The organism is Thioalkalivibrio sp. ALE21, from assembly GCF_003208255.1.
Taxonomy (GTDB): domain Bacteria; phylum Pseudomonadota; class Gammaproteobacteria; order Ectothiorhodospirales; family Ectothiorhodospiraceae; genus Thioalkalivibrio; species Thioalkalivibrio halophilus.
In genome coordinates this window covers 14,440-38,371 of record NZ_QKMA01000008.1, presented here as the reverse complement: position 1 = coordinate 38,371, position 23,932 = coordinate 14,440, and the positions used below count along the sequence as shown (strand labels likewise).

The window sequence follows — 23,932 nt, the reverse complement described above, 5'->3', positions numbered from 1 at the left end:
CGGGGAGCCGGTCTCCCGGGCGCGTCGGTGCGCGTGCCCGTCCGCGACCCGATGGAGCGGTCCTGATGGCCGCGGGCGGGCGGCCCCATGGATGAGCGCGACGCCTATGGACAGGAACAGCACGATCACCGGCGTTTTGTCGCGCGGGTGGTGCTGTCCCTGGTGCTGCTCGCGGGGGTGCTGGGCCTGATCGGCTGGCACACCGCCAGTCTGCAGGTGGGTGCGCACGAGCACTACACCACGCTTTCCGAGAACAACCGGCTGCGCATCGAGCCCATCGCCCCCAGCCGGGGCGTGATCCGGGATCGCAACGGCGTGCTGCTGGCCGGTAACCGGGCTTCCTATCAGCTCGAGGTCACGGTGGAACAGGCCGACGATCTTGACCGGCTGCTGGAGCGGCTTGAGGACTTCGTGGAACTCTCCGATGCCGACCTCGAGCGGTTCCGCCGCGGGGTGGAGCAGCGGCGCCCGTTTCAGCCGGTGTTGCTGAAGGCGGGGCTGGACGACGAGACCGTCGCGCATCTGGCCGTGTCCCGGCATGAGCTGCCCGGTGTCGAGATCGAAGCGCGTCCGATGCGCTATTACCCGGCCGGCGAGGCGTTCACGCATGTGGTGGGCTACGTGGGCCGGATCACGCGCGAGGACCTGCAGCGCGTGGACCGGCGTGCCTATGCCGGGGTATCCCACATTGGCAAGACCGGTATCGAGCAGCATTACGAGGAGCTGCTGCACGGCCGCCCGGGCCACCGCCAGGTGGAGGTGAACGCTCAGGGCCGGACGATCCGCGAGCTGGAGGTCAGCCCGCCGACGGCCGGGACCGACATCCATCTGACCCTGGACTACAACCTGCAGCTGGCAGCCCGCCGCGCACTGGGGGACCAGCGCGGGGCGATCGTGGCCATCGAGCCCGCCAGCGGAGACGTCCTGGCCATGGTCAGTGCCCCGGGATTCGATGCCGAGCCGTTCGTGAAGGGGCAGTCGCAGGAAGAGTTCTCGGCACTGCGCGACCATCCGGGGCGGCCACTGTTCAACCGGGTGCTGCATGGCCAGTATCCGCCGGGGTCCACCATCAAGCCGATCGTGGCCCTGGCCGGCCTGCACGAGGAGGCGACCACCGCCGACCGCGAGATGTTCGCCCGCGGCTACTACCAGATTCCCGGGCACGAACGCCGCTATCGTGACTGGCGCCGGGAGGGCCATGGACTGGTCGACATGTCGCGCGCGATTGCGGTGTCGTCGGACGTGTATTTCTATGATCTCGCCCACGACATGGGGATCGACCGGATCACGCCGATGCTGGAAGCCTTCGGTATCGGCGAGCCCACCGGCATCGATCTCAGCGGCGAACGCACCGGCATCCGGCCGGGACGCGACTGGAAACGTGCCACCCACGGCACCGTCTGGTATCCCGGCGAGACCCTGATCACGGCCATCGGGCAGGGGTACATGCTCAGTACCCCGCTGCAGATGGCCGATTTCACCACCACGCTGGCAAATCGGGGCGAGCGCGTGAGCCCGCGCCTGCTGCGGGCGATGGGGGATGGCCGGGAACAGGAAATCGGCGAGACCCTGCTGCCCGATTACCGCCAGCCGGTGGCGCTGGATGAAGCCCACTGGGACGTGATCCACGAATCGCTCGTCGAAGCGGTGCACGAACCGCATGGCACCGCCTGGGGCAGTATCGGGAGCACCCGTCCGGAGTACACCATCGCCGGCAAGACCGGGACCTCGCAGGTCTTCAGCCTGGGCGAGGACGAGGAGTACGACGAGGACGAGCTGGCCCGCCATCTCTGGGATCACGCCCTGTTTACCGGCTATGCCCCGGCGGATGACCCGCAGATCGCGGTTGCGGTGCTGGTGGAGCACGGCGGCAGTGGTGGCCGCGTAGCGGCGCCCAAGGCGCGCGAGGTCATGGATGCCTGGCTGCTGGGCGGTGGCGGCATGAGATTGCCCGTCGAGGAGGCCGGGGAATGATCAGCGTGACCGGACGTGAGCTCTCCGCCGGGCAGTGGGCCCTGCGCAGCCTGCGGATGGATGGCACGCTGCTGATCCTGCTGTCGCTGCTGCTGATGCTCGGTCTGGTGGTGCTGTTCAGCGCGACCGGCGAGAGTCTGGTCGCGCTGGAGAACCAGGTGTTGCGGATCGGCTTCGGGGTCGCGGCGATGCTGGTGATCGCGCAGATCCCGGTACGGGTACTCCGGGTCATGGCCCCCTGGCTGTTTGTCGCCGGTCTGGTGCTGCTGGTCGCGGTGCTGTTCTTCGGCGAGATCGGCAAGGGGGCCCGGCGCTGGCTGGATACGGGGCTGGTGCGTTTCCAGCCTTCGGAGATCATGAAACTGGCCGTGCCGATGATGACCGCGTGGTACCTGTCGCTGCGCCAGGGTGCGCCGCGGGCGCGCGATCTGGCCGTGGTGCTGCCGATCATCCTGGTGCCGGTGTGGCTGATCATGGAACAGCCCGATCTGGGCACCGCGATGCTGGTGGGCGTGGCCGGGTTGCTGGTGGTCTTCCTCGCCGGGCTGTCCTGGCGCTGGTTCACCGGCCTGGGGGCCCTTGTGGCCGCGGCGGCGCCGGTGCTCTGGCTGCAGATGCATGACTACCAGCGCCAGCGCGTGCTGACGCTGTTCAATCCCGAGTCCGATCCCCTGGGGACCGGTTATCACATCATCCAGTCGCAGATCGCCATCGGCTCGGGCGGGTTCTACGGCAAGGGCTGGCTCAACGGGACCCAGTCGCAGCTGGACTTTCTGCCGGAACGCTCGACCGATTTCATCTTCGCGGTGTATGCCGAGGAATTCGGCTTCATGGGGGTGGTGCTGCTGCTGGCGCTGTATTTCGCCATCGTCGCGCGCGGGCTGTGGCTGGCATCCCTGGCGCAGGACCGCTTCGCCCGTCTGCTGGGTGGCAGTATCAGCCTGACCTTTGCGGTGTACATGGTGGTCAACATCGGCATGGTGACCGGGCTGCTGCCGGTGGTGGGAGTTCCGTTGCCTCTTGTGAGCTATGGCGGAACTTCGCTGGTGACGCTCATGGTGGCCTTCGGTATTCTCATGAGCATTGCCTCCGAAAAACGCCTGGTGAATCGATGAACCCCGTGAATCCGTGTCGCTTCGCGACGACTGTTGCCGTCTCCTGCCTGTTTGTGGCCGCCACCGCCGCAGCGGCCAGTTCCGAATACCGGGCGGGCGAGACGCCCTATCTCGAACGCGAAGATGTGCAGGAATTCATCGCTGAACGGGCGGAGGCGGGATTCGATCGCGAATGGCTGGTGGAACTGTTCGAGGAGGCCCGGCCGCGCCAGGACATCATCGACAGCATCTCCAGCCCCGCCGAGGCCCTGCCATGGAAGGATTACCGGCCGATCTTCGTGAACGATCGCCGGGTCCGCCGCGGGCGCGAGTTCATGGAAGAGCAGGCCGAGTGGCTGGAACGCGCCGAGGAACGCTTCGGTGTCGAGCCGGAGATGATCGCGGCGATCATCGGCATCGAGACCGATTACGGACGCAACACCGGGAGCACCCGCGTGCTGGATGCCCTGGTGACCCTCGGGTTCGACTACCCGCCGCGGGCGGATTTCTTCCGCAGCGAGCTGGGCCATCTGCTGGAGCTGGCGGAAGAGGAGGATCTGGAGATCCTTGATCTGCATGGCTCCTACGCCGGAGCGATGGGTTACGGCCAGTTCATCTCCTCCAGCTACCGTCATTACGCGGTGGATTTCGATGACTCCGGGCGGCGCGACCTGCTGAATTCCTGGCCGGACGCGATCGGCAGCGTGGCGAACTACTTCGCCGAGCATGACTGGCGCTGGGGCCAGCCGGTGGTGGCCCGCGCCGAGGTCGACGACCATCCGGAAGAACTGGTCGAGCAGGGCTACACCGCCCGCTTCGACCTGGACGAACTGGCCGAGCACGGCGTGCGTCCGGCCGAAGGTGAAACGGTCGACCCGGACGGTGATTATTCGCTGGTGTATCTGGAGGCCGACGAGGGCGATGTCTATTATCTGGGGTATCCGAATTTCTACGTGATCACGCGATACAACCGGAGTCCGCTGTATGCGATGGCCGCCCATGAGCTGGCGCAGGCGCTGTACGACTGACGGGCGTGCGATCGGCGGGGCCGCCCTGCCGGTTGCGCTGCTGGCCGGTATGATCCTTGCCGGTTGCTCGGGTACGCCCGAGCGCGACCGCCCGCTGGGGGACGCCGCCCATGACAGCTATCCCGATCCCGACGAAGTACCGCGGGATCTGGCACTCCTGCCGGATGCCGAACCCACCGACGAGCCGCCCAGTCGTTACGGCAATCCGGCCGAGTACGAGGTGTTCGGTCAGCGCTACGTGACGCTGTCTTCTTCCGAAGGTTTCGAGGAGGAGGGGATGGCGTCATGGTACGGAACGAAGTTTCACGGCCGCCGGACCTCCAGTGGCGAGCCCTATGACATGTACGCCATGACCGCGGCGCACAAGAAGCTGCCGCTGCCCAGCTTCGTCGAGGTGACCCATCTGGAGAACGGGAAGCAGGTGGTGGTCCGGGTGAACGACCGAGGCCCGTTCGTGGATGACCGCATCATCGACCTGTCCTATGCCGCGGCCCATCGTCTGGGCATGACCGACGCGGGCGTGGCGCCGGTGCGTATCCGCGCGGTCGGCCCCGGGGACGTGAACGGCGAGGTGCGTACGGCCGAACGCGGTCGCGGCGAGGGTGCCGACACCATCGCGGAGCCGGAGCCGCTGGCGGCGGACGCGAACGACCCGGACGCAACGCGGGAGATGGCCGGGACGGTCGACGGCGACGGGGCGTACAACGGTGACCCGGTGTCCGGACAGCCGGTGTCCGGACAGGGGGACAGCCAGGAGCCCGCGCGCTATATCCAGGTGGGCGCCTTCGGTGAACGGATGACGGCCGAGCGCCTGCGCGAAAGCCTGCAGGCGGACGGATTCCGGGTGGCCGAACTCGGTCGCGTGGAGACCGCCGGCGGCGAGGAGCTGCACCGTGTGCGCGTGGGCCCGCTGCACGGCGAGGACACCGTGCGCGACACGGCCCGGCGGCTGGAGGCGGTGGCGCCCGGGGATTTCCGTATCGTGACCGATTGAGAACCCGGACGGCGTGCCGGTCTGGTATCTTTGGCATCCTTCGGTGTCCGGCCGCCGTGTGCGCCCGCAAGCCCCCGGTCCTCATTCATGGAGACTCCTTCGGTTCATGAAGTCATTACTTCGCAATTCCCTGATCACCGTCAGTTTTCTGCTGTTCCTGCCCGTGGCGGCCAGCGCCGTGGAACTGGAACTGCCACGCGCCGGAACCGGACCTTCGGCGCCCGGCAGCATCCCTTCTCCGCCATCGGACATCTCCGCGGCCAGCTATGTGCTGAAGGACTTCGAATCGGGTGTGGCCCTGGCGGAGCGCGATCCGTCCGCGCGGCGCGAGCCGGCGAGCCTGACCAAGCTGATGACGGCCTACGTGGTGTTCGGCGAGATCCGCGACGGCCGACTGTCGCTGGAGGAAGAAGTCACCATCAGCGAGCGGGCCTGGCGTACCGGGATGGAGGGCGCTTCGCGGATGTTCATCGAGGTCGGCGAGGAAGTCCGGGTCGAGGACCTGCTGCGCGGTATGATCATCCAGTCCGGCAACGACGCCTCCACCGCGCTGGCGGAGCGCGTGGCCGGCTCGCAGGGTGCCTTCGTGGACATGATGAACAACCAGGCCCGGCGGCTGGGCATGCGGGATTCCTACTTTGCCAACCCCCACGGGCTGCCGGAAGAGGAGTCGCAATACACCACGGCGGCCGACATGGCGACCCTGGCGCGGGCCCTGATCCGCGAATTCCCGGATCTGTACAACCTGTATTCCGAGCGCTCGTTCGAATACGCCGGGATCGAGCAGAACAACCGTAACCTCCTGCTGTGGCGCGATGCCGGTTTCGACGGCCTGAAGACCGGCTGGACCTCGGCGGCGGGCTACAACCTGGTGTCCTCCGCCGATCGCAACGACCGTCGTCTGGTGGCGGTGGTGATGGGCATCGACGCCCCCGACCATTCGACCGGAGGCACGCGCCGCGCGAACGAATCCCAGGCACTGGTGAACTGGGGTATGCGCTTTACCGAAACCCGGCAGCTGTTCGGTGCCGGCGAGGCCCTGGGCATGCCGCGGGTCTACAAGGGGAGCGAACAGGAGGCACCGGTCGGTCTGGCGGAGGATTTCTGGGTGGTGATTCCGCCCGGCGAGGGGGATGACCTGTCGGCTTCCATGGAGATCGACCATCCGCTGGAGGCGCCGCTGCGCGAAGGGGCCCGGGTCGGGCGCGTGGTTGCGACCCTCGACGGCGAAGCCGTCCACGAACAGCCCCTGGTCGTGCTGCAGGAGATCGAGACCGGCGGGTTCGTCCGCCGTGGCTGGGACAGTGCGGCGTTGTGGGTGCAGTCGGTGTGGCCGTTCTGAGGCAGACATGAGCATTGCCCTGTTCAATGGCGAATTCCTGCCGCTGGAGGAAGTCCGGATCTCGCCGCTGGATCGCGGCTTCTTGTTCGGCGATTCGGTGTATGAGGTCATCCCCAGTTACGTGGGCCGGTTCTTCCTGCTGGACGCGCATCTGGACCGCCTCGCGCGGTCGCTGGCGGCCATTCGCCTGCCGAACCCGTTCGGCCGCGAACAATGGGAACGTCATCTGGGCGATCTGCTCCGCCACAACGGCGCGGAACCGACGGACGGATCGACGCCGCCGGACCTTGGGCTCTATCTGCAGGTGACCCGCGGGGTGGCCCCGCGGGATCACGCCTTCCCGGATGTCTCCGAACCCACGGTACTGGGGATGGTCAGCCCCATCCGTCCGCTGGGCCCGGCGGTGCGCGAGGCGGGCGTGAGCGCGGTGACCCGCGCCGACGAGCGCTGGGGTCGCTGCGACATCAAGGCGACCACCCTGCTGGCCAACGTGCTCGCGCGTCAGGAGGCCGTGGAATCCGACGCGGTGGAGGCGCTGCTGTTGCGCAATGGTCGGCTGACCGAGGGTGCAGCAAGTAATGCGTTCGTGGTGCGCGACGGGACGCTGGTGACACCGCCACTGGACAGCGGGATGCTGGCCGGGGTGACGCGCGACTTCGTGCTCGGGCTCGCCCGGGGCGAGGGCGTGCCCGTGGAGGAGCGGGGCGTGACCGCCGCGGAACTGCGGGCCGCCGACGAGGTCTGGCTCAGCAGTTCCACCCGTGAATTGCTGCCGGTGACCCGTATCGACGGCGAGCCGGTGGGCACTGGCCGGCCGGGCCCCCTGTGGACGCGGTTGCATGCCGCCTACCAGGCCGCCAAGCCCGGTGCCGTGCGTCGACAGTCGGAGGCCATGAACCATGAGTGACGAAGAAGAACGCGAGACCCTGATCGAATTCCCCTGCCGCTTCCCGATCAAGATCATGGGGGACTCTCACCCCGAATTGATGGAAGCGGTGGAATCCTGCGTCAACGACCACGTGGACGAGCCCGGGGATGCGGTGATCCAGCAGCGGGCATCCAGTGGCGGGCGCTTTGTCGGGATCACCGTGACCATCACCGCCACCAGTCAGCTGCAGCTGGACAACCTCTACCGGGCTCTGGGGCAGTGCAACCGGGTACGGATGATCCTCTGAATACGCTGCGGGTTCACCGTCTGGGCGAACGGCCCTACCTGCCGGTGTGGCGGGCGATGCGCCTGCACGCGGCGGAGCGCGGGCCGCACACGCCCGATCAGCTGTGGTGTGTGCAGCACCCGCCGGTCTATACCCAGGGGCGCAACGGTGGTGCCGAACACCTGCTCGATCCCGGCTCGGTGCCGGTGATCGCGATCGACCGCGGCGGACAGGTGACCTGGCACGGGCCGGGGCAGTTGGTGGTGTATACCCTGCTGGACCTGCGACGCCGCGGGCTGGGGGTGCGGGCGCTGGTGGAGCGCCTGGAACAGGCAGTGATCGATGCCCTGGGAGAATGGGGCATCGTCGCGGGCCGCCGCGAGGGCGCGCCCGGGGTCTACACGGGCGATGCGAAGATCGCTGCACTGGGCCTGCGCGTGCGCCACGGGGTCAGCATCCACGGGCTGGCGCTCAACGTGGATCCGGCCCTGTCGGCCTTTGGCCGTATCCATCCCTGTGGTTATGCCGGACTGGCGACGACCTCGGTGGCTGCGGAGGGGGGACCCGCGAACCCCGAGCGGGTGCGGCGCGTGCTCCTGCGGGCGCTGGCCGTGCAGCTGGCCACCGGGGGGCAGGAAACGCCGTCGGCCTGCGAGGAGGTACCGACGCTGCCGCCGGAACTGCTGCGCTGCCTGGCGCGGCCGCTGGCCCCGGCGGCCTGAACGCCGCCGGGTGGGCGGCGGCTGAGCGGGGTGTTCAGACGGCTTCGGTTTCTTCGGTAACGCCCTGCGCCTGCAGGTCCGCGTGGTAGGAGGAACGCACCATCGGTCCGCTCGCGACCTGGCGGAAGCCCATCTCGCGGGCGCGTTCGCCCAGCTCGTCGAACTCCTCCGGCGTGAGGAAGCGGGTGACCGGCAGGTGGTGGCGCGAGGGCTGCAGGTACTGCCCGAGGGTCAGCATGTCGCAGCCATGGTCGCGCAGGTCCTGCAGGACCTGCAGCAGTTCCTCGCGTTCCTCGCCCAGACCCAGCATCAGCCCGGACTTGGTGGGGACGCCCGGGTGCTGTTCCCGGAAGCGCCGCAGAAGGTCCAGCGACCACTGGTAATCGGCGCCCGGGCGCGCCTCGCGGTACAGCCGCGGCACGGTCTCGAGGTTGTGGTTGAAGACGTCCGGCGGGGCCTGACGCATGATCTCCAGCGCCCGGTCCATGCGCCCGCGGAAGTCGGGCACCAAGACCTCGATCTTCGTGTTCGGGGTGCGTTCGCGGATCTCGCGGATGCAGTCGACGAAATGCCCGGCGCCGCCGTCGCGCAGGTCGTCGCGGTCCACCGAGGTGATGACGACGTATTTCAGGCCGAGGGCCTCGATGGTCTCGGCCAGGTGCCGGGGTTCCTCGGGGTCCAGGGGATCCGGACGGCCGTGGGCCACGTCGCAGAACGGGCAGCGCCGGGTGCAGACCTCGCCCATGATCATGAACGTGGCCGTGCCGTGGTTGAAGCACTCGCCGAGGTTGGGGCAGCTGGCCTCCTCGCACACGGTCACCAGCTTCTGCTCGCGCAGGATGCCCTTGATGCGCTGGACCTCGGGGCGCGCCTGGCTCTGCGCACGGATCCACGAGGGCTTGCGCTGCGGTTTCGTGGTCGGATTGATCTTCACCGGGATGCGCGAGACCTTGTCGGCGGCGCGCTGTTTCTCCCCGGGTTGCGGACGGTTCGTTGCGGTCATGGTTCGGTTCCTGCCGGTTGACGCCTCCGGGGGGCCCGGAGCCGTCAGTGTTTCCCTCAGGCGAGTTCCTGCATGAGGGCTTCGATCTTCGGCCGTGCCTTCTCCACCGCGGCCAGTTCGCCGTTTTCGTCCAGCGTGAAGCCGAGCCGCCGGATGGCCTGGAGGTTTTCCAGCGGAATGGCCCGGGCGCGTTCCACCTCGGAGGCGTCGCGCAGACAGGCATTGCGCGCGATGCGCACGATGTCGGTCAGGGGCGCGGCATCGGGCTGTTCCGGCCCGCCGGAATCACGGATGGCTGCCATGATATCGGAGGCGAGCCCCCATTGCTGGGCAACCAGTTCGCCGGTCATGGATTCCAGACGCTGGATCACGTGTTCCACCTCGACGGCATCCGGTTGCTCTTCGCGCGAGGCGATTTCGCCGAGGACCGGCAGGGCGCCGACCCGGTGCAGCAGGCCGGCGAGCAGGGCGCGCTGACGATCAGCCTCGCCGGATTCGTCCGCCAGCACGAAGGCGATGGCGGAGATGCGCGTGGACTGACGCCACAGCTGCTCCATGACGGCGCGATAAGGGCTGCCCCGGTCGATGAACACCTGCTGGGCGGCCAGCGCGAGCACCAGCTGGCGCGTGCGCTCGAGGCCGAGGCGCGCGATCGCATCGCCCAGGCGCGTGATCTCGCGTCGTGAGCCCATGGCCGGGCTGTTGGCGACCGACAGCAGGCGGGACGCAGTGCTGGGGTCGCGTTCGACGATCTCGGTGACCCGGCGGATCTCGATATCAGGCTCGTCGATGGCCTCCTGCAGGTGCAGGGCCACGTCGGGCAGCTGTGGCAGGGCCAGTTCGCCGGTCTGGGCCTTCTGGAAGATGTTGGCGAGCAGTTCGCCTTCCTGCGCCGTGAGGTCCACCTCGCCGACTTCCATGGCGTCGCCGACGCAGTTGAGCTGGGTCTCATAGACGTTGCGGTCAAAACGGACCAGCGTGCTGGGGCGTGCGGCGACGGCGTGGGTACGGTAGTCGTGGGGGGCGAACAGGGGCTCCAGCGCGGCCGGGTCGTCGTCCTCCACGGTGTGCGCCTTGTCGCCATGCGCCAGGACCATGCGCCCCTTCAACAGGAACACCAGGTGGCGGTATTCCTCGCGCGCATATACCTTCTGGCCGGGCTTGAGATCGATAGTCCGGGCATGGCGGATCAGTTCGCGGCGACCGCTTTCGCCGAGGTCGGCGAACGGTTTCAGTCGCGGGACGACGGGGTCGAGAGTCAGGGCTTCATGCATTGAACAGGAGCTTCAGTTCGTTCAGGTCGTCGTTGCGTTCCTCGAGGAACGGGATGGGGTCGCCCGGCGCAGGCGGGTCGATGCCCAGCACCTCGAATGCCGCGACCTCGCGGGCATCCGGGTGGGGCTTGCCGCTGTAATGCAGGGCGGCCCATTCGGCCACGATGCCGACGCTGGCGTAGTCCGGCTGTTCGGCGCGGTAGGACCAGTCGTACGCGTGTTCGGCCACCGCCACCAGGTCCTGGCCCAGATCCCAGTAGTTGATGACCAGGACCCCGGCGAGGTTCCGCAGGCGCTCGATCAGCATTCCGAGACGCTCGGCGCCGGGGTTCTCCTCGCGCATCTCGGCGAACTGGATGATGGGCACCGCGCCGATCCCGGCCACCAGTCCGCCCAGCAGGGCCCGCTCCCGGTCGAGCAGGCGCAGCGAGTCGGCGATCAGGTAGGCGAACGCGGAGTTCAGCACGCCTTCGCTCCATACCTCGGCCATGGCCTCGCGGGTGGCCGCGTGCTTCGCCTTGAAGGTCTGGCGCAGGGCCATGTTCATCGCCAGCATGCGGGTGTTGCGAAAGCCCAGACGGGTGACCGCCTCACGCACTGACTGTATCTGCTGGGCGCCCCGGAACAGCGGACTGTTGGTGGCGTGCAGCAGGGCGCCGGCAATGGTTCCGTCACGCTGGATGACCTCGGTGAGGTCGTCCATGCTGGCTTCGGGGTCGTTGGTCAGTTCCTGGATGCGCAGCGCGACCTCCGGCATGGTCGGCAGCTCCAGGCGATTGCTGGTGATCAGATCGTAGAGTTCGCTGAAAAACGCGCCCTCGGTGTCGTCCAGCTCGGTGTCGCTGACCACCACGGAAGACGAATACGCCCGTTCCAGGGCGGCCTTGGGCAGCGCGAGGATGCGGCAGGGCTGTTCGGTGAGGACGAAGTCCTGATGCCCGGGGTTGCCCTCGAACAGTTCGACCGGGACGTCGTTATCCTCGCCATCGAGCCGGATGCGTTCGGGGGTCCCGCCGACCACGCGCACCAGCTGGCCGCTCAGCAGGAACAGGTGGTGCTCGCTGGCCGCATCGGGTCGCAGGCGCTTGCCGGCGGCTTCATCGCGGATTTCGCACTGGGCGGCGACTTCGTCACGAGCGCTTTGCGACAGTCCGGAGGCCGGGTCCAGTTGCTCGAGCAGCGGGCTGATCGTCGGGGTGTCCATGGGCAGGCCTGAAATCCGTACGGTTTCCGAACAAACCCGGAGTGTACCATCGTTTTTTTCGTGTGCCGTGAGTTGAGCGTTAGGAAACGCCGACCAGCGTTTCCCCGGCGCGGGTCAGTCGCCGCGCGCTCGTCCGGTCAGGCGGTCACCGGCGTCGATCAGGCCGTGCCGTTGCAGGAACCGGCGAGCATCGTCCGCGTCCTCGTGGAACCAGGCCGCGGTGCTCCCGAGACGGAAGCTGTAACCCCAGGCGTCCATGTCGCGCATCAACCGCTCGCGGCCGACACCGGGCAGGGCGTCGGCCAGCAGGATCTGCAGATAGCAGACGGCGCATTCCTCGAGGTCGTCGCCGCCGGCATTGGTGTGCAGGGTGGCGCGGCGCGCAGGGTCCATGCACAGCGTATGTCCGGCCTCGTGCAGGGCCGAATGGACCGGCGTGTCCGGGCGGACATGCACCTGCAGGCCGACGATGCCGGCTTCCGGTTCGCCCCACCAGGAGCCGGGCAGCGCGGCACCGGGCGGGTGCAGGATCAGCTCCAGGCCGTAGCCCTCGAGCAGGGCGGCGAGTGCGCCGGCCTGCTGCGGGTCGCCGCAATACAGGATCTCGTCTTCGGACGTGGTGTTCATGTATCGGCGTCGTGATCGTGGTCCAGCCCGCGCCGTTCCCGTGCGGCCCGCCGCGGGCACTCTTCGGGGTGGTCGCGGCACCAGTGGTCGACCCGCTCGGTCAGGTCATCCTGAAAGCACAGGAGGTAGAAGCGCGCCTGGTCCCGGTTGACGATCTCCGGACGCCCGAGGGCATCGACCACGCCGGTGCGCAGCGCGGCGATGATCGCGTTCGCCGCCTTTTTCTGCGGCCAGGAGGTGATCTCCCGCCAGGCCTGCGGTTCGAAGTACAGGCGCAGCAGGTCGGGCCGGGTGGTCAGCAGCATGCGCGTGACATTGCGCAGCGTGGTTTCCGCCTCAGCCCAGTCTTCCACCAGGCCGCCCTCCAGCAGGCGCTGGATCTCCTCGCGACCCTTGGGTGACAGCATGACGGCGACGCTGGCCGTTCAGCCTTCCGCCTCGGCTTCCTCCGGCGTCAGGGCCACGATCGACAGGGCGTGCAGTTCGCCGCTGTCGATCTGCTCGCGTACGGTGGCGTAGACCGTCTGGTGTTTCTTCACGCGGGACATGCCCTCGAACTGCGGGCTGATGACCCGCGCCTCGAACTTGCCTTCACCCCCGGTCACTTCGACCGACCGGGCATCGGGCAGGCCCGCGCGGATGAGTTCGGCGACCTGACTGGCTTCCATGGGGATTCTCCTGATTGAATGCACTGTCGGCACGGGATTTGGACCGCGATGATAGCGGTCGCCCGCGGACGACAGAAGAGCCCCCGCATGCGGGGGGAGACCCGGGACCCGGAGCGGCGGAACTTGTGCCCGCCCGCAGGGCTCCACCGGAGATGGAAACGTTGCGTGGCGCAGGCTGACGGGAAAAGCCAGCACTCGAGGTGTCGGTGGTTGGTCACGCGCTCATGACACGGGCTAGTATTTCAGCAAGTCCTAATACACGTCGGAGGACACGACATGATCTTCAAGCAGCTGTTCGAACCTGAATCCTCGACCTACACCTATCTCCTGTCCTGCCCGGATACCGGCAAGACGGCCCTGATCGACCCGGTCCTGGAGACCGTGGATCGCGATCTGGAGGTCCTGCAGCACATGGGCCTGAGCCTGGATTATGCGATCGAGACCCATATCCATGCGGACCACATCACCGGCGGCAAGATGCTGCGCGAGAAGGCCGGCTGTCAGCTGGCCGGCCCGGCGCTGGACGAGCTGCCCTGCCGCGACGTCGGCATCCGCGAAGGCGAGCCCTTCCGCGTGGGCAACCTGGTGGTGAACCCGCTGTTCACTCCGGGGCACACCGATACCCACCATGCATATCTGCTGGATCACGTGGGGCTGAAGATGCTGTTCTCCGGGGATGCGCTGCTGATCGAGGCCTGCGGCCGGACCGATTTCCAGTCGGGCGATCCGCACACCCTGTATCGTTCGATCCACGACAAATTCTTTACCCTGCCGGACGAGACCCTGGTGTACCCCGGACACGATTACGAAGAGCGGCAGATCACGACCATCGGCCAGGAAAAGATGCGCAACCCGCGTCTGGGCAAGGACAAGCCCGAGGAAGAATTCGTGAAGATCATGAACGAGATGGACCTGCCGTATCCGAAGAAGATCGACTGGGCGCTGCCCGGCAACGAAGGCTGCGGCATCTGCCCGGACAACCTGCCGGAGGACAAGAAGCACCTCTGCGATCCGGAAGCCCAGGGCTGAGGCCCTGAGCTACGGCCGGCGGCGTCCGCGGTCATGATCCACGGGCGCCGCTGGGGCGAGCCGTTTTCCGACCCGGCCGTCGGGGCTGCGAGCCCCGGCGGGCCGGGTTTTTCTTTCGGTGGCAGCGGCGCGACAGTGCTACACTGTGCGTTTTCGTTGTGACCTTCGCGATCCCCGCATTGCGACGCAAAAGGGAAAACCCATGCACGAGATCGAGACCCTGGAAGGGCAGTTTACCGACGCTGGCGGGCGCCGCTTCGGCCTGCTGCTGGCGCGCTTCAACAGCCTGGTGGTGGAACGTTTGCTGGAAGGCGCAGTGGACACCCTGCGCCGGCATGGCGTGGCGGATGACAACATGACCATCGCCCGGGTCCCCGGGGCCTTCGAGCTGCCGCTGGCGGCCCGAACCATGGCGGGCTCCGGTCGCTACGATGCCATCATTGCTCTGGGCTGCGTGATCCGCGGCTCCACGCCGCATTTCGATTATGTGGCGGGCGAGGCCGCCAAGGGGCTGGCGCAGGTGCAGATGGAGGCCGATCTGCCGATCAGCTTCGGCGTGCTGACCACCGATTCCATCGAACAGGCCATTGAGCGCGCCGGGACCAAGGCGGGCAACAAGGGGGCGGATGCCGCCATGGGGGCCATCGAGATGGTCAGCCTGATGCCGCGCCTGCGTACCGGTGCCTGAGCGGATACGTGAATACCGTGACTGAATCCAGCGATTCCGGGTCCGCCGACCGTCCTCCGCGCGACCAGGCCAGCGCCGCCAGGGGCGGGCGCAAGCAGCGACCGCGCAGCACGCCCGAGCAGCGTGCGCGGCATGCGCGCTCGGTGGCTCGGCGGCGTGCGATGCAGGCGCTTTATTCCTGGCAGCTGACCGGGGACGACCCGAAGAACATCCTGCTCGCGTTTCGCGAAGAGGATGAACACGCCAAGGCGGACCCCGAATACTTCCGCGAGATCCTGATGGGGGTGACCGGGGCGCACGAGGAGCTGGATGCCCGTATGCAGCCCTGGCTGGGGCGCGAACTTGACCAGCTCGATCCGGTGGAACATGCCCTGCTGTGGGTGGGCCAGTGGGAACTGGCCGAGCGCTTCGAGTTGCCCTATCGGGTGGTGATCAACGAGGCGGTGGAGCTGGCCAAACGCTTCGGGGCGGAGCAGTCCCATCGCTACGTGAATGGCGTGCTGGATCGCCTCGCCAGCGAATTGCGCGCTTCCGAGATCCGTCGTCGCTGAGGCGGAGCCTCATCGCCCGGTTCGTGGCGCATGGCGTCCCCGTCCCTGTCCGAATTCGATCTGATCCGGCGCTACTTCCGGCCGGCCGGTCCTTTCGGAGACCCGGTCGCGGACGCGCGGGTCGTGCTCGGGGTGGGTGACGATGCCGCGCTGCTGCGCCCGGATGCCGGCCACGAGGTGGTCGTCAGTACCGACACCGTGGTGGAAGGCCGGCATTTCTTTCCCGATCACCCGCCCGAGAGTCTGGGGCACAAGGCCCTGGCTGCGAGTCTCAGCGATCTGGCGGCGATGGGCGCGGAGCCGCTGGGCGTGCTGTTGTCGCTGGCGGTTCCGGAGGCCGAGGATGCCTGGCTGACGCCGTTCAGCGAGGGGTTCCTGCGACTGGCGCGTGCGATGCGGGCCCCGCTGGTGGGCGGAGACACGGTGCGCGGGCCCTGCTCCGCAGGCGTGACCGTGCTGGGTCAGGTGCCCGCCGGGCGCGCCCTGCAACGCAGCGGGGCCCGGCCGGCGGATCGGGTGGTGGTGACCGGCGAGCTGGGGGGCGCCGCCATCGGACTGGCGGCCGAAATCCGGCGCCGCGACGAAGGTGCGCGCCCGCCGGATGCCAACGATCCGGTCTGTAAGCGACTCTTCTGGCCGCAGCCCCGGCTGGCGGCGGGGCTGGCTCTGCGCGAGCATGCGCATGCGGCCATCGATCTGTCGGACGGACTGCTCGCGGACCTGGAGCATGTCTGCGCCGCCTCCGGCTGCGGGGCCCGCGTCGACTGGCCGGCGGTGCCGCTGGATCCGGCTCTCGCCGGGGCGGATGCGGCGCTGGCGCGGGACTGCGCCCTGGGCGGGGGCGACGACTACGAACTGCTGCTGGCGGTGCCCCCGGAGGTGGAGCTGGCACCGCTGGCGGAGGCCGCCGGCGTGGCGCTCCACGTGATCGGGGAGTTTACCGCCGGCGACGCCATCCGCGTGGTGGATGCCGCCGGCGCGCCTCTGGACGCGAGGCGTCCGGGGCACGATCATTTCGCCGACTGACTGACGAGCGAGAAGAGGGCGGGCCACATGGTTCCAGGGATGACGAAAGCGACGATGCCGTCGGCACGCACCGTGTTCGGCGACCCCATCCATCTGCTGGCCTTCGGCTTCGGCTCCGGGCTCTCGCGCTGGGCCCCCGGCACTACGGGTTCGCTGGCCGCCCTGGTGCTGTATTTCGCGATCATGAACTTCCCCGAGTGGGCCTATCTGGCGATCACCGTGATCGTGACCATGGCCGGGTTCCACATCTGCGGGGAGAGCGCACGGCGCCTGGGCGTGCACGACCATTCGGGGATCGTGTGGGACGAGTGGGCGGGGATGCTGGTGACCCTGGCCTTCATCCCGCCCGGGATCACCCTGGCGGGTGACGCCGCCGGGCTGGTCTGGGTCGCGCTGGGTTTCTTCCTGTTCCGCCTGTTCGACATCCTCAAGCCCTGGCCGGCACGCTATTTCGACGAGAAATGGCACGACGGTACCGGCATCGTGATGGACGACGTGGTGGCCGGGCTGTACGCGGGTCTTGCCCTGATGCTGATCGTGCTGGTGGCGCAGCAGATCGGACTGGCGGCGGGTGCGCCGCCGGCCTGATTCGCGCGGCCGCTACAGCGTAACGGTGATGCCCTCCCGGGCGAGGTGGATGGCCGGTTCGCTCGCGGGGTCCGGCGGCGGATTGCGTTCCAGGGCTCGGGCGAATACGCGCTCGAGTTCAGCGTCGTCGCGCGTCGGCTCGTGGTGGGTCAGCCACACCTGCCTGACCCCGGCCTCGCGCGCGGCCCGGATGCTGGTGTCGTAGGTGCCGTGGCCCCAGCCCGTGCGGCGCGGATATTCCTCGGGCGTGTAGGCGGTGTCGATGATCAGGGCATCGGCGCCGCGAAAGAAATCGATGATCGCCGCCCGGCGCTCCTGCGCCATCGCTTCGTATTCCGCATGGCCGTCCTCGCCGGGGGCGTAGATGTTGTACGGCCACTCGTGGTCACCGGTGAACACCAGTGTGCGCCCTCCGGATTCCAGGCGATAGGCGAAGTTGAGGACCGGGTGGCCCATGATCATGGGCGTGACGGTCACGCTGCCCACCTGCGTGGTCTGCCCTTCGCGCAGGGTGACATACTCCATGGTGGCCGCCAGCTCGTTGTCGCGCACCGGGAAGAACGCGTAGTCCATCTGCCGCGCGAGGACCTCGTGGATGTCGCGCTGATTCACCGGGTCCGCCGCGCCATGGATGCGGATGCGGTTGCCCGCCACGAAGATCGGGATAAAGAAGGGCAGCCCCTGGATGTGGTCCCAGTGGGTGTGGGTGATGAAGATACTGGCCTCCAGCGGCATGTCCGCCTGCAGTTGTCGGGCCAGCTGGAAGATCCCGGTACCGGCGTCGAGGATGATCAGCTCGTCCTGCGCGCCGTGTACCTCGATGCAGGTGGTGTTGCCACCGTAGCGCACGGTCTGCGGTCCGGGGACCGGGATGGAGCCGCGTACGCCCCAGAAGGTGAATCTCATCGACTGTCCTCCTCGCTCTGCATGAACAGACGGGTGGCTTCCAGCTCCGCGCCCGGGTCGTCCAGGGCCTCCGTCAATTCCGCAAGATCGGCGCCGAAACGCTCGCGAATTGGTCGCGGGAAGGGTTCGATCACCGGATTGCCGGAATCGCCGAAGTCCAGGTGACGCACGATCTGGTTGGCCGCGAACACCGTGTCGCGCAGCAGGCTCCAGTCGCCGTCGTGATCCGGCACGTGATGGTAGCGGACCGCACCGGCCAGCGTAGCGGGCAGGCCCCAGTGTTCGATCAGCAGACCGCCCAGCTCGGCGTGATCCACCCCCAGTCGCCGGGCTTCTTCCCGATGCAGCGGTACAGGACCGGCGGCCGCGGCCGCGAGGACCGGAGCATAATCCTCGCCGGCGTGTCGGATCAGCACGATCTTGCCGAAATCATGCAGCAGACCGGCGACAAAATGGTCGGTGTTCTCGCTCTCCGGAACCCCCAGGCGCCGCGCCAGCAGGCGCGCGATGGTGGCCACGCCCAGCGAGTGCTCGAGAAAGCGGCCGGTGTCCATGCCGGCGTCGTTGCGCGTGGGCAGCATGCCGACCGCCGCGATGCTGAGCGCCAGATTGCGCAGAGTGTTGAGGCCGGCGATCACCATGGCCTGGCGCACCGAGCTGACGGGGCGCGCCAGTCCGAACCACGGCGAATTGACCAGCTTGAGGACGCGCACCGTGATCACCGGATCGCGTTCCAGTGCCGCGACCAGCTCACCGGGCGAGCTGTCGGGGTTGGCGGTCAGCTCGAGGATGCGCTGCACCGATGCGGGGAATCCTGGCATGCGGTCGATCAGCCGGGTATAGCGCTTCAGGCATTCATCCCGGGCCATGGTCTGTTCTCCTCGCATTCCTGTAGCGGGTCATTTGCTCTCGCGGGTCCAGCTGCCGTCCCAGTCGGGGGGCGGTGGCTCGCGCCGCAGGTGCTCGATGCGGTCGAGGTACAGCCGGTAGAGTCCGACCCCGGGGTACGCCCCGGTCAGCCGCCGGAAGGCTTTCTCCGCCGCATCCAGATCCGCTGACCGGAATGCGTCCAGGGCCTGCGCCAGCGAATCCAGTTCGGCCTGCAGCTCGGGCGTGTGCTCCGGGGACCGGCAGACCGGCTCGAACACCCGCACCGGCCGATCGCGCCCCTTGACCCGCACGCGGTCCAGCTCGCGCCAGACGAAGCGCTCGCCGGTCAGTTCCCGGGTGCGCTCGCCGACGACGATCCCGACTCCATAATACTTGCTGCTGCCCTCCAGGCGTGAGGCGAGGTTCACGGCATCGCCCAGTACCGTGTACGCGCGGCGGTATTCCGAACCCATGTCACCCACGTTAACCACGCCGCTGTTGATGCCGATGCCGACATGGATGTCCGGGAGGCCCTGTGCCGTGAAGGCCTCGCGCAGCCGCGCGGTTTCCGCCTGCATCTCGAGGGCCGCCTCCACCGCGTGGGTGGCATGCTCGCGATCGTCCACGGGTGCGCCCCAGAACGCCATGACCATGTCGCCCACGTACTTGTCGATGGTCCCCCGGTGCTCGAAGATGACCCGGGTCATGGGCGTGAAATAACGGTTCAGCAGCCGCTTGAGCTGGTCGGCTTCCAGCGATTCCGACAGACCGGTGAAGCCGCGGATGTCGGAAAACAGGATGCTCAGTTCGCGCGAACGGCCCTCGAAGTCGAAGGCCTCCGGACGCTCGCTCATCTGCTCCACCAGCGCGGGCGGCACGTACTGCCCGAACATCGCCTTCAGCCGATGCCGGGTGCGCGCCTCGAACAGAAAGCCCCAGCCGAGATTGAACACCGCGATCAGCACCACCGCCAGCAACGGGGACGCCAGATCCAGCACCAGGCCATGCGCCGACCACAGCCATGCGGTGAACGCGAGCAGGACACCGCCGGCGGCCAGGGACGCCGCAAGCTGGCGCAGCGGCGCCAGACGGGGCAGGACCAGGGCCAGCAGTCCGCCGGCCACCACCAGCATGGACAGGTTGGCGCCCGGGGCCCAGGCCGGTTCGGTGAGGAAGGCCTCGTCCAGCATCGCCGCGATCAGGTTGGCGTGGATCTCCACTCCGGGGAACACCGCGTCCATCGGGGTCGCGCGCAGGTCGAACAGCCCCGGCGCCGTGGTCCCCACCAGCACGATCGCCCCGGGCGGGATGCGCTCCGCGGGGTCGTCTTCCAGTACCTGCCAGGCCGATATGTACGGAAAGCTTCCGGGGGGGCCGCGGTACGGCACCAGCATGCGGCCCCGGCCGTCGACCGGCACCGTCAGATGGTCGTCGAGGTGCAGCGCCTCCAGATGCTCGCGCCGGTCGATGGTCTCGGTGGTCAGGCGGGCCTCTTCCAGGAACAGGAACTGGCGCACCGTCTCCGTGGCCAGCGAGCCGTACAGCTCTCCGTCGATGCGTGCCAGCAGCGGGGCGCGGCGCAGGGTGCCGTCGGCGTCGGGGATCAGGCTGAAGAACCCGGCCGTCGCGGCCGTTTCGCGCAGTACCGGCAGCGGCGCGCTGTAGCCACTGGCCGGGGTCAGGGCCAGCTCCTCCACCGCAAGCGGTTCCTCCAGTGGCAATGGCTCGGGGAGGGCGCCGGAACGTGACCGCTGCTGCGCGTGAAAGACATAGCCCAGGACCACCTCGCGGCCTTGCAGGGCCCGCGCGAGCCGGTGGTCACCGTCGAGTTCCGGCGCCAGCCGGTCCAGCCGGGCCTGCAGCGAGGCGTCTTCCGGCAGGTGTTCACGGACGGCCTCGACCGGATTGCGCTCGGCCTCGGCGAACAGGATATCGAGTGCGATGACCCCGGCCCCCGCCGCATCGAGGCGTTCGACCAGCTCGGCGATCCGCCGGCGCGGCCAGGGCCACTGGCCCTCGTGTTCCAGCGAGGCCTCGTCGATGTCGACGATGACAATGGGAACCTCCGAATCGGTGGCCCCGCGGGCGGGCGGATGGGCCTGCATACGCAGGTCATAGACCAGCCGTTCGACCCGGTCCAGCGCCGGGGTCACCCCCGGGAGCCCGGTCACCTGCGGCAGGGCCAGCAGCGCGACCAGCAGGCCCCCGAGGACCGTCGCGAACCGGCGGGAGCGGGCGGGGCTCACTAGTCCTGTTCGAAGGCGATCACACCGGTGCCGACGAACTGACCGTCCTCACGGATCTCGTAACCGGCGATGGCGCCCTCCGCGTCGGAGCCGACGAAGCGGCCTGCGAGCCGACCCTGGACATTGGTGCCGTACTCGAGCGGAATGCCGTCTGCGTGGAACTCCGTGATCGCGACCGAACCCCCGGTGGTCTGCAGCTGCTCGCCCCCTCCGAATTCCAGGGTAGCGCCGATCGTCGCGGCGCCGAAATCGACGGCCAGAGAGCCCGCGTCGATTGCGAACATGCCCGTTCCCTCAATCCCCACATGCGAGTAGCTGGCCGTTCCCGTTCCGGGGAGATTGGCCGGGTCATGGATGACCTCGGTGGAGGTGATCCAGGTGAAGCTGTCGTTTCCGCCCGAATCGTAGGGTTCGATGTCGTTGAGTCGCTGGACGTCGGCATCCGTCCACCGGCCCCAGGAGACCGACGCGTCGCCGATCTCCGCGGTCCCGGTGGTCCCGGTGTCGTCACTGTCCACCACGAAGGTCTCGATCGCCAGGTCCGGGTCCAGGAATGCCTCGCCGTCCTCTGCCTGGAGCAACTGCCGGTCGTCACCCAGGCTCAGCGGCGATTGCAGGAAGCGGCCGGCGTAAAAATCGAGAGTGCCCGGCTCCGAGTACTGGCCGGTTACGAACCCGTAGGAATCGGGATCCGCGACCTCGGGCGGTTCGGTGGCGTCGGTAAAAACCTCCCGGTCGTGTTCCAGCAGGGTGGTCTCGCCGAAGCCGTCGTCCGCGGTGCGCGCCACCGGGCGGCCGGCTTCGCCCCAGCGGTCTTCCGACGGGCCCGGGGCCGCGCCCGGGTCCGTGGTGGCGGTCGGCTCGGGGTCGTCGGCCATGGCCCGGTCCACGTCGCCCTCGAAGGCGTCGAAGAAGAAATCCGGGAGTTCGTCGCCTTGCAGTGCCTGCGGGGCCGAATCCGGGTCGCGGATGTAGGCGGCATCGCGCGCGGTGCCTGCGGTGATCTCGACGCGCCCGTGCGGGTTCTCCACGTACAGCGCGCCTCGGCGAACATGCACGTACAGGTCGTCACCGCGGGTGAAGGCGTCGAAGGACGTTCCGCGGATGCCGATGGTGCCGGCGCGGGTCTCGACCCGGTAGCCATCCCCGGCGACCGTGCCGGTGATGGTGCGCAGGCCGCCCTGCAGCAGGCGTTTGATGCTGCGGTCCGCGTCGTCGGGACCGGCTTCGGGGGCGTGTTCCAGGGTATCGATGTAGAGTTCGCTGGATTCGCTCAGGGAAAGGATCTCCCCGTCGATCATGCGCAGCTGGGCACGCCCGCCCTCCGGTGTTCGCACGGTGTCGTGCACGTGGACCTCGGACCGCCGCGCCAGCTCGCGCGGGTCCTGGTCACGGTACTCGGCGGTCACGCCGGTGGTGGCCACCAGCACGCGCCCGGCGTCCTCGCGCTCGGCTGCGCCGGCTACCGGCGGGCCGGCCAGGAGGAGGACGGCGGCCAGCATGGCCGGAATGGCCTGCGCGAACGGAAAACGGAATCGGGACGGGTTCATGCTGGTCACCATTCGCGGCGCACGCCGGCGGTGACCTGCGTGCGGCGGTAAGAATAGAGATCGAGGCTGGAATCGTTGTCGGCGTGTTCCACGCTCAGTTCCAGCCGCCAGTCAGGAGCGGGATCCCAGGCCCAGCCCAGTCGGGCCCGGTTCAGCCGGTCGCGGCGCCGGTCGAGGAACGCGGGGTCGTCTTCGCGGTGACGGCTGACGAGATGGTCCAGACGCAGGTCGATCCGGTGGTGTTCGTCGACGGCCCAGCCCGCACCCGCCTGCAGTCCGGCATAGCGGCGTCCGAAGTGCTCACCGCGCGAGCGGCGGGCGTGTTCTTCGCCCGCCAGTGTGCCGCCGAACACGCGCAGCCGGGGGTCGGGGCGCCAGCTGACGCGGGCACCGGCCGCGACCCCGTCCACATCGCGGGCGTCGGCGGGCTTGTGCTGCACCCGGCTGACCTGCCCGAACAGGGTGTATTCCAGCGGCCGACCCGGGCGCAGGGTCCATTCGGCGCCGGCCGTGGCCCGGGTGTTGCGGACATCGTCGTCGCGGCGGGTGTGACGCAGTTCCAGGGGCAGGGTCAGGCGCCAGCCGTCTCCGAGCAGTACCGGCCCGCCGCGCAGCCGGGCGGTGTAGCGGTCGAAGTCGCGTTCGGAATGATATCCGCGTCCCTCCAGTCCGCCCTGCAGGAACCAGCCCCGGCGGTCGCTCGTCTGTCGCTGGTGAGCGAAGCCGCCGTACAGTTCGAAAAAACGGTCGCTTTCGGGGTCGGGCAGCTGCAGGGGCAGCACGCCGAACAGGGCCACGTCGTCATCGGTGTGGGCGCCCACGTTGCTGTCGTGTCCCAGGCGTGCGCCCAGATGCCAGCGGGTGACGGCATCGCGGACCGGCGCGGGACGCCCGGCCTCGCGCTCCTCGATCGCCGTCAGGAACCATTCGATGCGGCGGACCACCGCCGAGGGCGGTGGCGGGTCGCGTTCCAGGACGCGGCTGAAATGGCGCCGGGCGGCGATCGTGCTGCCCATGGCGAAATGCGCCCGGGCCAGCTCCAGGCGTGGCAGGGGGGCCTCGGGGTCGTGCATCAGCACGCGCTCGAAGGCCAGCAGGGCATGGTCGGGTTCACCGCTTTCCAGCGCGCCGATGCCGAACGCCAGATCGAAGTCCGGATCGCCCGCGTGTGCCTCGAACTGCTCCTGGCCCAGGGTGAAGGCGTCGGCGTGGTCGCCGGCCTCGTTCAGGCGTTCCAGCCGTTCAACCGGGCTGTCCCCCCGGGCCGACGCGGACGTGGCGGTCAGGCCGAGCGCGGCCACCAGGACGAGGACCGGCAGATGCCGCCAGCGCCGACGGATTTCGGGGGGACGGGTGCGGGTGATCAGGACGGACATGGCGCGATCTCCGTGCGC

The 23,932-nt window shown here is 68.5% G+C and carries 24 protein-coding genes; 13 read left to right on the top strand and 11 right to left on the bottom strand.

Annotation, left to right across the window (positions count from 1 at the left end; translation table 11 throughout):
- The first annotated feature begins 87 nt into the window (after positions 1-87).
- From mrdA to lipB, 8 genes are all read left to right on the top strand, one after another.
- Positions 88-1,974 carry a penicillin-binding protein 2 gene (mrdA, locus tag D893_RS08255; protein ID WP_110619522.1) on the top strand — a complete coding sequence of 629 codons (1,887 nt, stop codon included), beginning with the start codon at positions 88-90 and terminating at the stop codon, positions 1,972-1,974.
- Entirely contained in the window at positions 1,971-3,089 is a 1,119-nt protein-coding gene (rodA, locus tag D893_RS08250; RefSeq protein ID WP_018946249.1) for a rod shape-determining protein RodA, read from the top strand. Before mrdA ends, rodA begins: the two co-directional genes overlap by 4 nt.
- Positions 3,086-4,096, top strand: coding sequence for a lytic murein transglycosylase B (gene mltB, locus D893_RS08245; RefSeq protein ID WP_110619521.1), 1,011 nt, complete (start codon positions 3,086-3,088; stop codon positions 4,094-4,096). The genes rodA and mltB overlap by 4 nt, the downstream gene beginning before the upstream one ends.
- Positions 4,068-5,090 carry a septal ring lytic transglycosylase RlpA family protein gene (locus D893_RS08240; RefSeq protein ID WP_110619520.1) on the top strand — a complete coding sequence of 341 codons (1,023 nt, stop codon included), beginning with the start codon at positions 4,068-4,070 and terminating at the stop codon, positions 5,088-5,090. Before mltB ends, D893_RS08240 begins: the two co-directional genes overlap by 29 nt.
- Positions 5,091-5,196: 106 nt before the next feature.
- Positions 5,197-6,432, top strand: coding sequence for a D-alanyl-D-alanine carboxypeptidase family protein (locus D893_RS08235; RefSeq protein WP_018946246.1), 1,236 nt, complete (start codon positions 5,197-5,199; stop codon positions 6,430-6,432).
- Positions 6,433-6,439: 7 nt separating this feature from the next.
- Positions 6,440-7,339, top strand: coding sequence for a D-amino acid aminotransferase (locus D893_RS08230; RefSeq protein ID WP_110619519.1), 900 nt, complete (start codon positions 6,440-6,442; stop codon positions 7,337-7,339).
- Positions 7,332-7,607, top strand: a complete 276-nt coding sequence (locus D893_RS08225) for a DUF493 domain-containing protein (protein WP_018870901.1) — start codon at positions 7,332-7,334, stop codon at positions 7,605-7,607. Before D893_RS08230 ends, D893_RS08225 begins: the two co-directional genes overlap by 8 nt.
- Positions 7,604-8,308 carry a lipoyl(octanoyl) transferase LipB gene (gene lipB / locus D893_RS08220; RefSeq protein ID WP_168409937.1) on the top strand — a complete coding sequence of 235 codons (705 nt, stop codon included), beginning with the start codon at positions 7,604-7,606 and terminating at the stop codon, positions 8,306-8,308. The genes D893_RS08225 and lipB overlap by 4 nt, the downstream gene beginning before the upstream one ends.
- A gap of 34 nt (positions 8,309-8,342) precedes the next feature.
- On the opposite strand, the gene lipA is transcribed toward lipB, so the two are convergent.
- From lipA to D893_RS08190, 6 genes are all read right to left on the bottom strand, one after another.
- Positions 8,343-9,311: a lipoyl synthase gene (gene lipA, locus D893_RS08215; protein ID WP_110619518.1), complete on the bottom strand. Its 969-nt coding sequence runs from the start codon at positions 9,309-9,311 to the stop codon at positions 8,343-8,345.
- Positions 9,312-9,367: 56 nt separating this feature from the next.
- Positions 9,368-10,585: an HDOD domain-containing protein gene (locus D893_RS08210; RefSeq protein ID WP_018946242.1), complete on the bottom strand. Its 1,218-nt coding sequence runs from the start codon at positions 10,583-10,585 to the stop codon at positions 9,368-9,370.
- On the bottom strand, positions 10,578-11,789 hold the full coding sequence (locus D893_RS08205; protein WP_110619517.1) for an HDOD domain-containing protein: 1,212 nt from the start codon (positions 11,787-11,789) through the stop codon (positions 10,578-10,580). Before D893_RS08205 ends, D893_RS08210 begins: the two co-directional genes overlap by 8 nt.
- Before the next feature lie 114 nt (positions 11,790-11,903).
- Positions 11,904-12,416 carry a hypothetical protein gene (locus D893_RS08200; RefSeq protein ID WP_018946240.1) on the bottom strand — a complete coding sequence of 171 codons (513 nt, stop codon included), beginning with the start codon at positions 12,414-12,416 and terminating at the stop codon, positions 11,904-11,906.
- Positions 12,413-12,823: a hypothetical protein gene (locus tag D893_RS08195; RefSeq protein WP_018946239.1), complete on the bottom strand. Its 411-nt coding sequence runs from the start codon at positions 12,821-12,823 to the stop codon at positions 12,413-12,415. The genes D893_RS08200 and D893_RS08195 overlap by 4 nt, the downstream gene beginning before the upstream one ends.
- A gap of 18 nt (positions 12,824-12,841) precedes the next feature.
- Complete coding sequence (locus tag D893_RS08190; RefSeq protein ID WP_018870908.1) at positions 12,842-13,084, bottom strand: BolA/IbaG family iron-sulfur metabolism protein; 243 nt, start codon at positions 13,082-13,084, stop codon at positions 12,842-12,844.
- Between the two features lie 276 nt (positions 13,085-13,360).
- On the opposite strand from D893_RS08190, the gene D893_RS08185 reads away from it, so the two are divergent.
- The 5 genes from D893_RS08185 (at position 13,361) to D893_RS08165 (ending at position 16,966) form a co-directional block, all read left to right on the top strand.
- Positions 13,361-14,113, top strand: a complete 753-nt coding sequence (locus tag D893_RS08185) for an MBL fold metallo-hydrolase (protein ID WP_018946238.1) — start codon at positions 13,361-13,363, stop codon at positions 14,111-14,113.
- Positions 14,114-14,315: 202 nt separating this feature from the next.
- Positions 14,316-14,801 (top strand): 6,7-dimethyl-8-ribityllumazine synthase, encoded by a 486-nt coding sequence (gene ribE / locus D893_RS08180; protein WP_018946237.1) that lies wholly within the window; start codon positions 14,316-14,318, stop codon positions 14,799-14,801.
- 8 nt (positions 14,802-14,809) lie between these two features.
- Positions 14,810-15,352, top strand: a complete 543-nt coding sequence (gene nusB / locus D893_RS08175) for a transcription antitermination factor NusB (RefSeq protein ID WP_018946236.1) — start codon at positions 14,810-14,812, stop codon at positions 15,350-15,352.
- A gap of 30 nt (positions 15,353-15,382) precedes the next feature.
- Positions 15,383-16,378, top strand: a complete 996-nt coding sequence (gene thiL, locus D893_RS08170; RefSeq protein ID WP_110619516.1) for a thiamine-phosphate kinase — start codon at positions 15,383-15,385, stop codon at positions 16,376-16,378.
- A gap of 54 nt (positions 16,379-16,432) precedes the next feature.
- A complete protein-coding gene (locus D893_RS08165; protein ID WP_110619515.1) occupies positions 16,433-16,966 on the top strand; it encodes a phosphatidylglycerophosphatase A in 534 nt (177 codons plus the stop codon).
- Positions 16,967-16,978: 12 nt separating this feature from the next.
- Here D893_RS08165 and D893_RS08160 read toward each other — a convergent pair whose 3' ends face one another.
- Genes D893_RS08160 through D893_RS08140 form a run of 5 tightly spaced genes read right to left on the bottom strand, consistent with a single transcriptional unit; the run spans position 16,979 to position 23,914 of the window.
- Positions 16,979-17,872, bottom strand: coding sequence for an MBL fold metallo-hydrolase (locus tag D893_RS08160; RefSeq protein WP_110619514.1), 894 nt, complete (start codon positions 17,870-17,872; stop codon positions 16,979-16,981).
- Complete coding sequence (locus D893_RS08155; protein ID WP_077244597.1) at positions 17,869-18,741, bottom strand: HDOD domain-containing protein; 873 nt, start codon at positions 18,739-18,741, stop codon at positions 17,869-17,871. The genes D893_RS08160 and D893_RS08155 overlap by 4 nt, the downstream gene beginning before the upstream one ends.
- A gap of 30 nt (positions 18,742-18,771) precedes the next feature.
- Positions 18,772-20,988 (bottom strand): CHASE2 domain-containing protein, encoded by a 2,217-nt coding sequence (locus D893_RS08150; protein WP_110619513.1) that lies wholly within the window; start codon positions 20,986-20,988, stop codon positions 18,772-18,774.
- On the bottom strand, positions 20,988-22,538 hold the full coding sequence (locus D893_RS08145) for a FecR family protein (protein ID WP_168409935.1): 1,551 nt from the start codon (positions 22,536-22,538) through the stop codon (positions 20,988-20,990). Before D893_RS08145 ends, D893_RS08150 begins: the two co-directional genes overlap by 1 nt.
- Before the next feature lie 5 nt (positions 22,539-22,543).
- The gene (locus D893_RS08140; RefSeq protein WP_110619511.1) at positions 22,544-23,914 is read right to left on the bottom strand and encodes a tetratricopeptide repeat protein; all 1,371 of its coding nucleotides are present in this window, start codon (positions 23,912-23,914) and stop codon (positions 22,544-22,546) included.
- Positions 23,915-23,932 lie beyond the last annotated feature (18 nt).

What these genes read in the sequence shown, in the direction of transcription:
- D893_RS08165 (WP_110619515.1), top strand. Translation starts at nt 16,433, where the DNA reads ATGCCGTCGGCACGCACCGTGTTCGGCGACCCCATCCATCTGCTGGCC.
- D893_RS08140 (WP_110619511.1), bottom strand. Translation starts at nt 23,914, where the DNA reads ATGTCCGTCCTGATCACCCGCACCCGTCCCCCCGAAATCCGTCGGCGC.
- rodA (WP_018946249.1), top strand. Translation starts at nt 1,971, where the DNA reads ATGATCAGCGTGACCGGACGTGAGCTCTCCGCCGGGCAGTGGGCCCTG.
- D893_RS08225 (WP_018870901.1), top strand. Translation starts at nt 7,332, where the DNA reads ATGAGTGACGAAGAAGAACGCGAGACCCTGATCGAATTCCCCTGCCGC.
- lipA (WP_110619518.1), bottom strand. Translation starts at nt 9,311, where the DNA reads ATGACCGCAACGAACCGTCCGCAACCCGGGGAGAAACAGCGCGCCGCC.
- D893_RS08230 (WP_110619519.1), top strand. Translation starts at nt 6,440, where the DNA reads ATGAGCATTGCCCTGTTCAATGGCGAATTCCTGCCGCTGGAGGAAGTC.
- ribE (WP_018946237.1), top strand. Translation starts at nt 14,316, where the DNA reads ATGCACGAGATCGAGACCCTGGAAGGGCAGTTTACCGACGCTGGCGGG.
- D893_RS08200 (WP_018946240.1), bottom strand. Translation starts at nt 12,416, where the DNA reads ATGAACACCACGTCCGAAGACGAGATCCTGTATTGCGGCGACCCGCAG.
- mltB (WP_110619521.1), top strand. Translation starts at nt 3,086, where the DNA reads ATGAACCCCGTGAATCCGTGTCGCTTCGCGACGACTGTTGCCGTCTCC.
- D893_RS08240 (WP_110619520.1), top strand. Translation starts at nt 4,068, where the DNA reads ATGAGCTGGCGCAGGCGCTGTACGACTGACGGGCGTGCGATCGGCGGG.
- D893_RS08145 (WP_168409935.1), bottom strand. Translation starts at nt 22,538, where the DNA reads ATGAACCCGTCCCGATTCCGTTTTCCGTTCGCGCAGGCCATTCCGGCC.
- D893_RS08235 (WP_018946246.1), top strand. Translation starts at nt 5,197, where the DNA reads ATGAAGTCATTACTTCGCAATTCCCTGATCACCGTCAGTTTTCTGCTG.
- mrdA (WP_110619522.1), top strand. Translation starts at nt 88, where the DNA reads ATGGATGAGCGCGACGCCTATGGACAGGAACAGCACGATCACCGGCGT.
- D893_RS08155 (WP_077244597.1), bottom strand. Translation starts at nt 18,741, where the DNA reads ATGGCCCGGGATGAATGCCTGAAGCGCTATACCCGGCTGATCGACCGC.
- D893_RS08190 (WP_018870908.1), bottom strand. Translation starts at nt 13,084, where the DNA reads ATGGAAGCCAGTCAGGTCGCCGAACTCATCCGCGCGGGCCTGCCCGAT.
- D893_RS08185 (WP_018946238.1), top strand. Translation starts at nt 13,361, where the DNA reads ATGATCTTCAAGCAGCTGTTCGAACCTGAATCCTCGACCTACACCTAT.
- D893_RS08205 (WP_110619517.1), bottom strand. Translation starts at nt 11,789, where the DNA reads ATGGACACCCCGACGATCAGCCCGCTGCTCGAGCAACTGGACCCGGCC.
- thiL (WP_110619516.1), top strand. Translation starts at nt 15,383, where the DNA reads ATGGCGTCCCCGTCCCTGTCCGAATTCGATCTGATCCGGCGCTACTTC.
- D893_RS08195 (WP_018946239.1), bottom strand. Translation starts at nt 12,823, where the DNA reads ATGCTGTCACCCAAGGGTCGCGAGGAGATCCAGCGCCTGCTGGAGGGC.
- D893_RS08160 (WP_110619514.1), bottom strand. Translation starts at nt 17,872, where the DNA reads ATGAGATTCACCTTCTGGGGCGTACGCGGCTCCATCCCGGTCCCCGGA.
- D893_RS08210 (WP_018946242.1), bottom strand. Translation starts at nt 10,585, where the DNA reads ATGCATGAAGCCCTGACTCTCGACCCCGTCGTCCCGCGACTGAAACCG.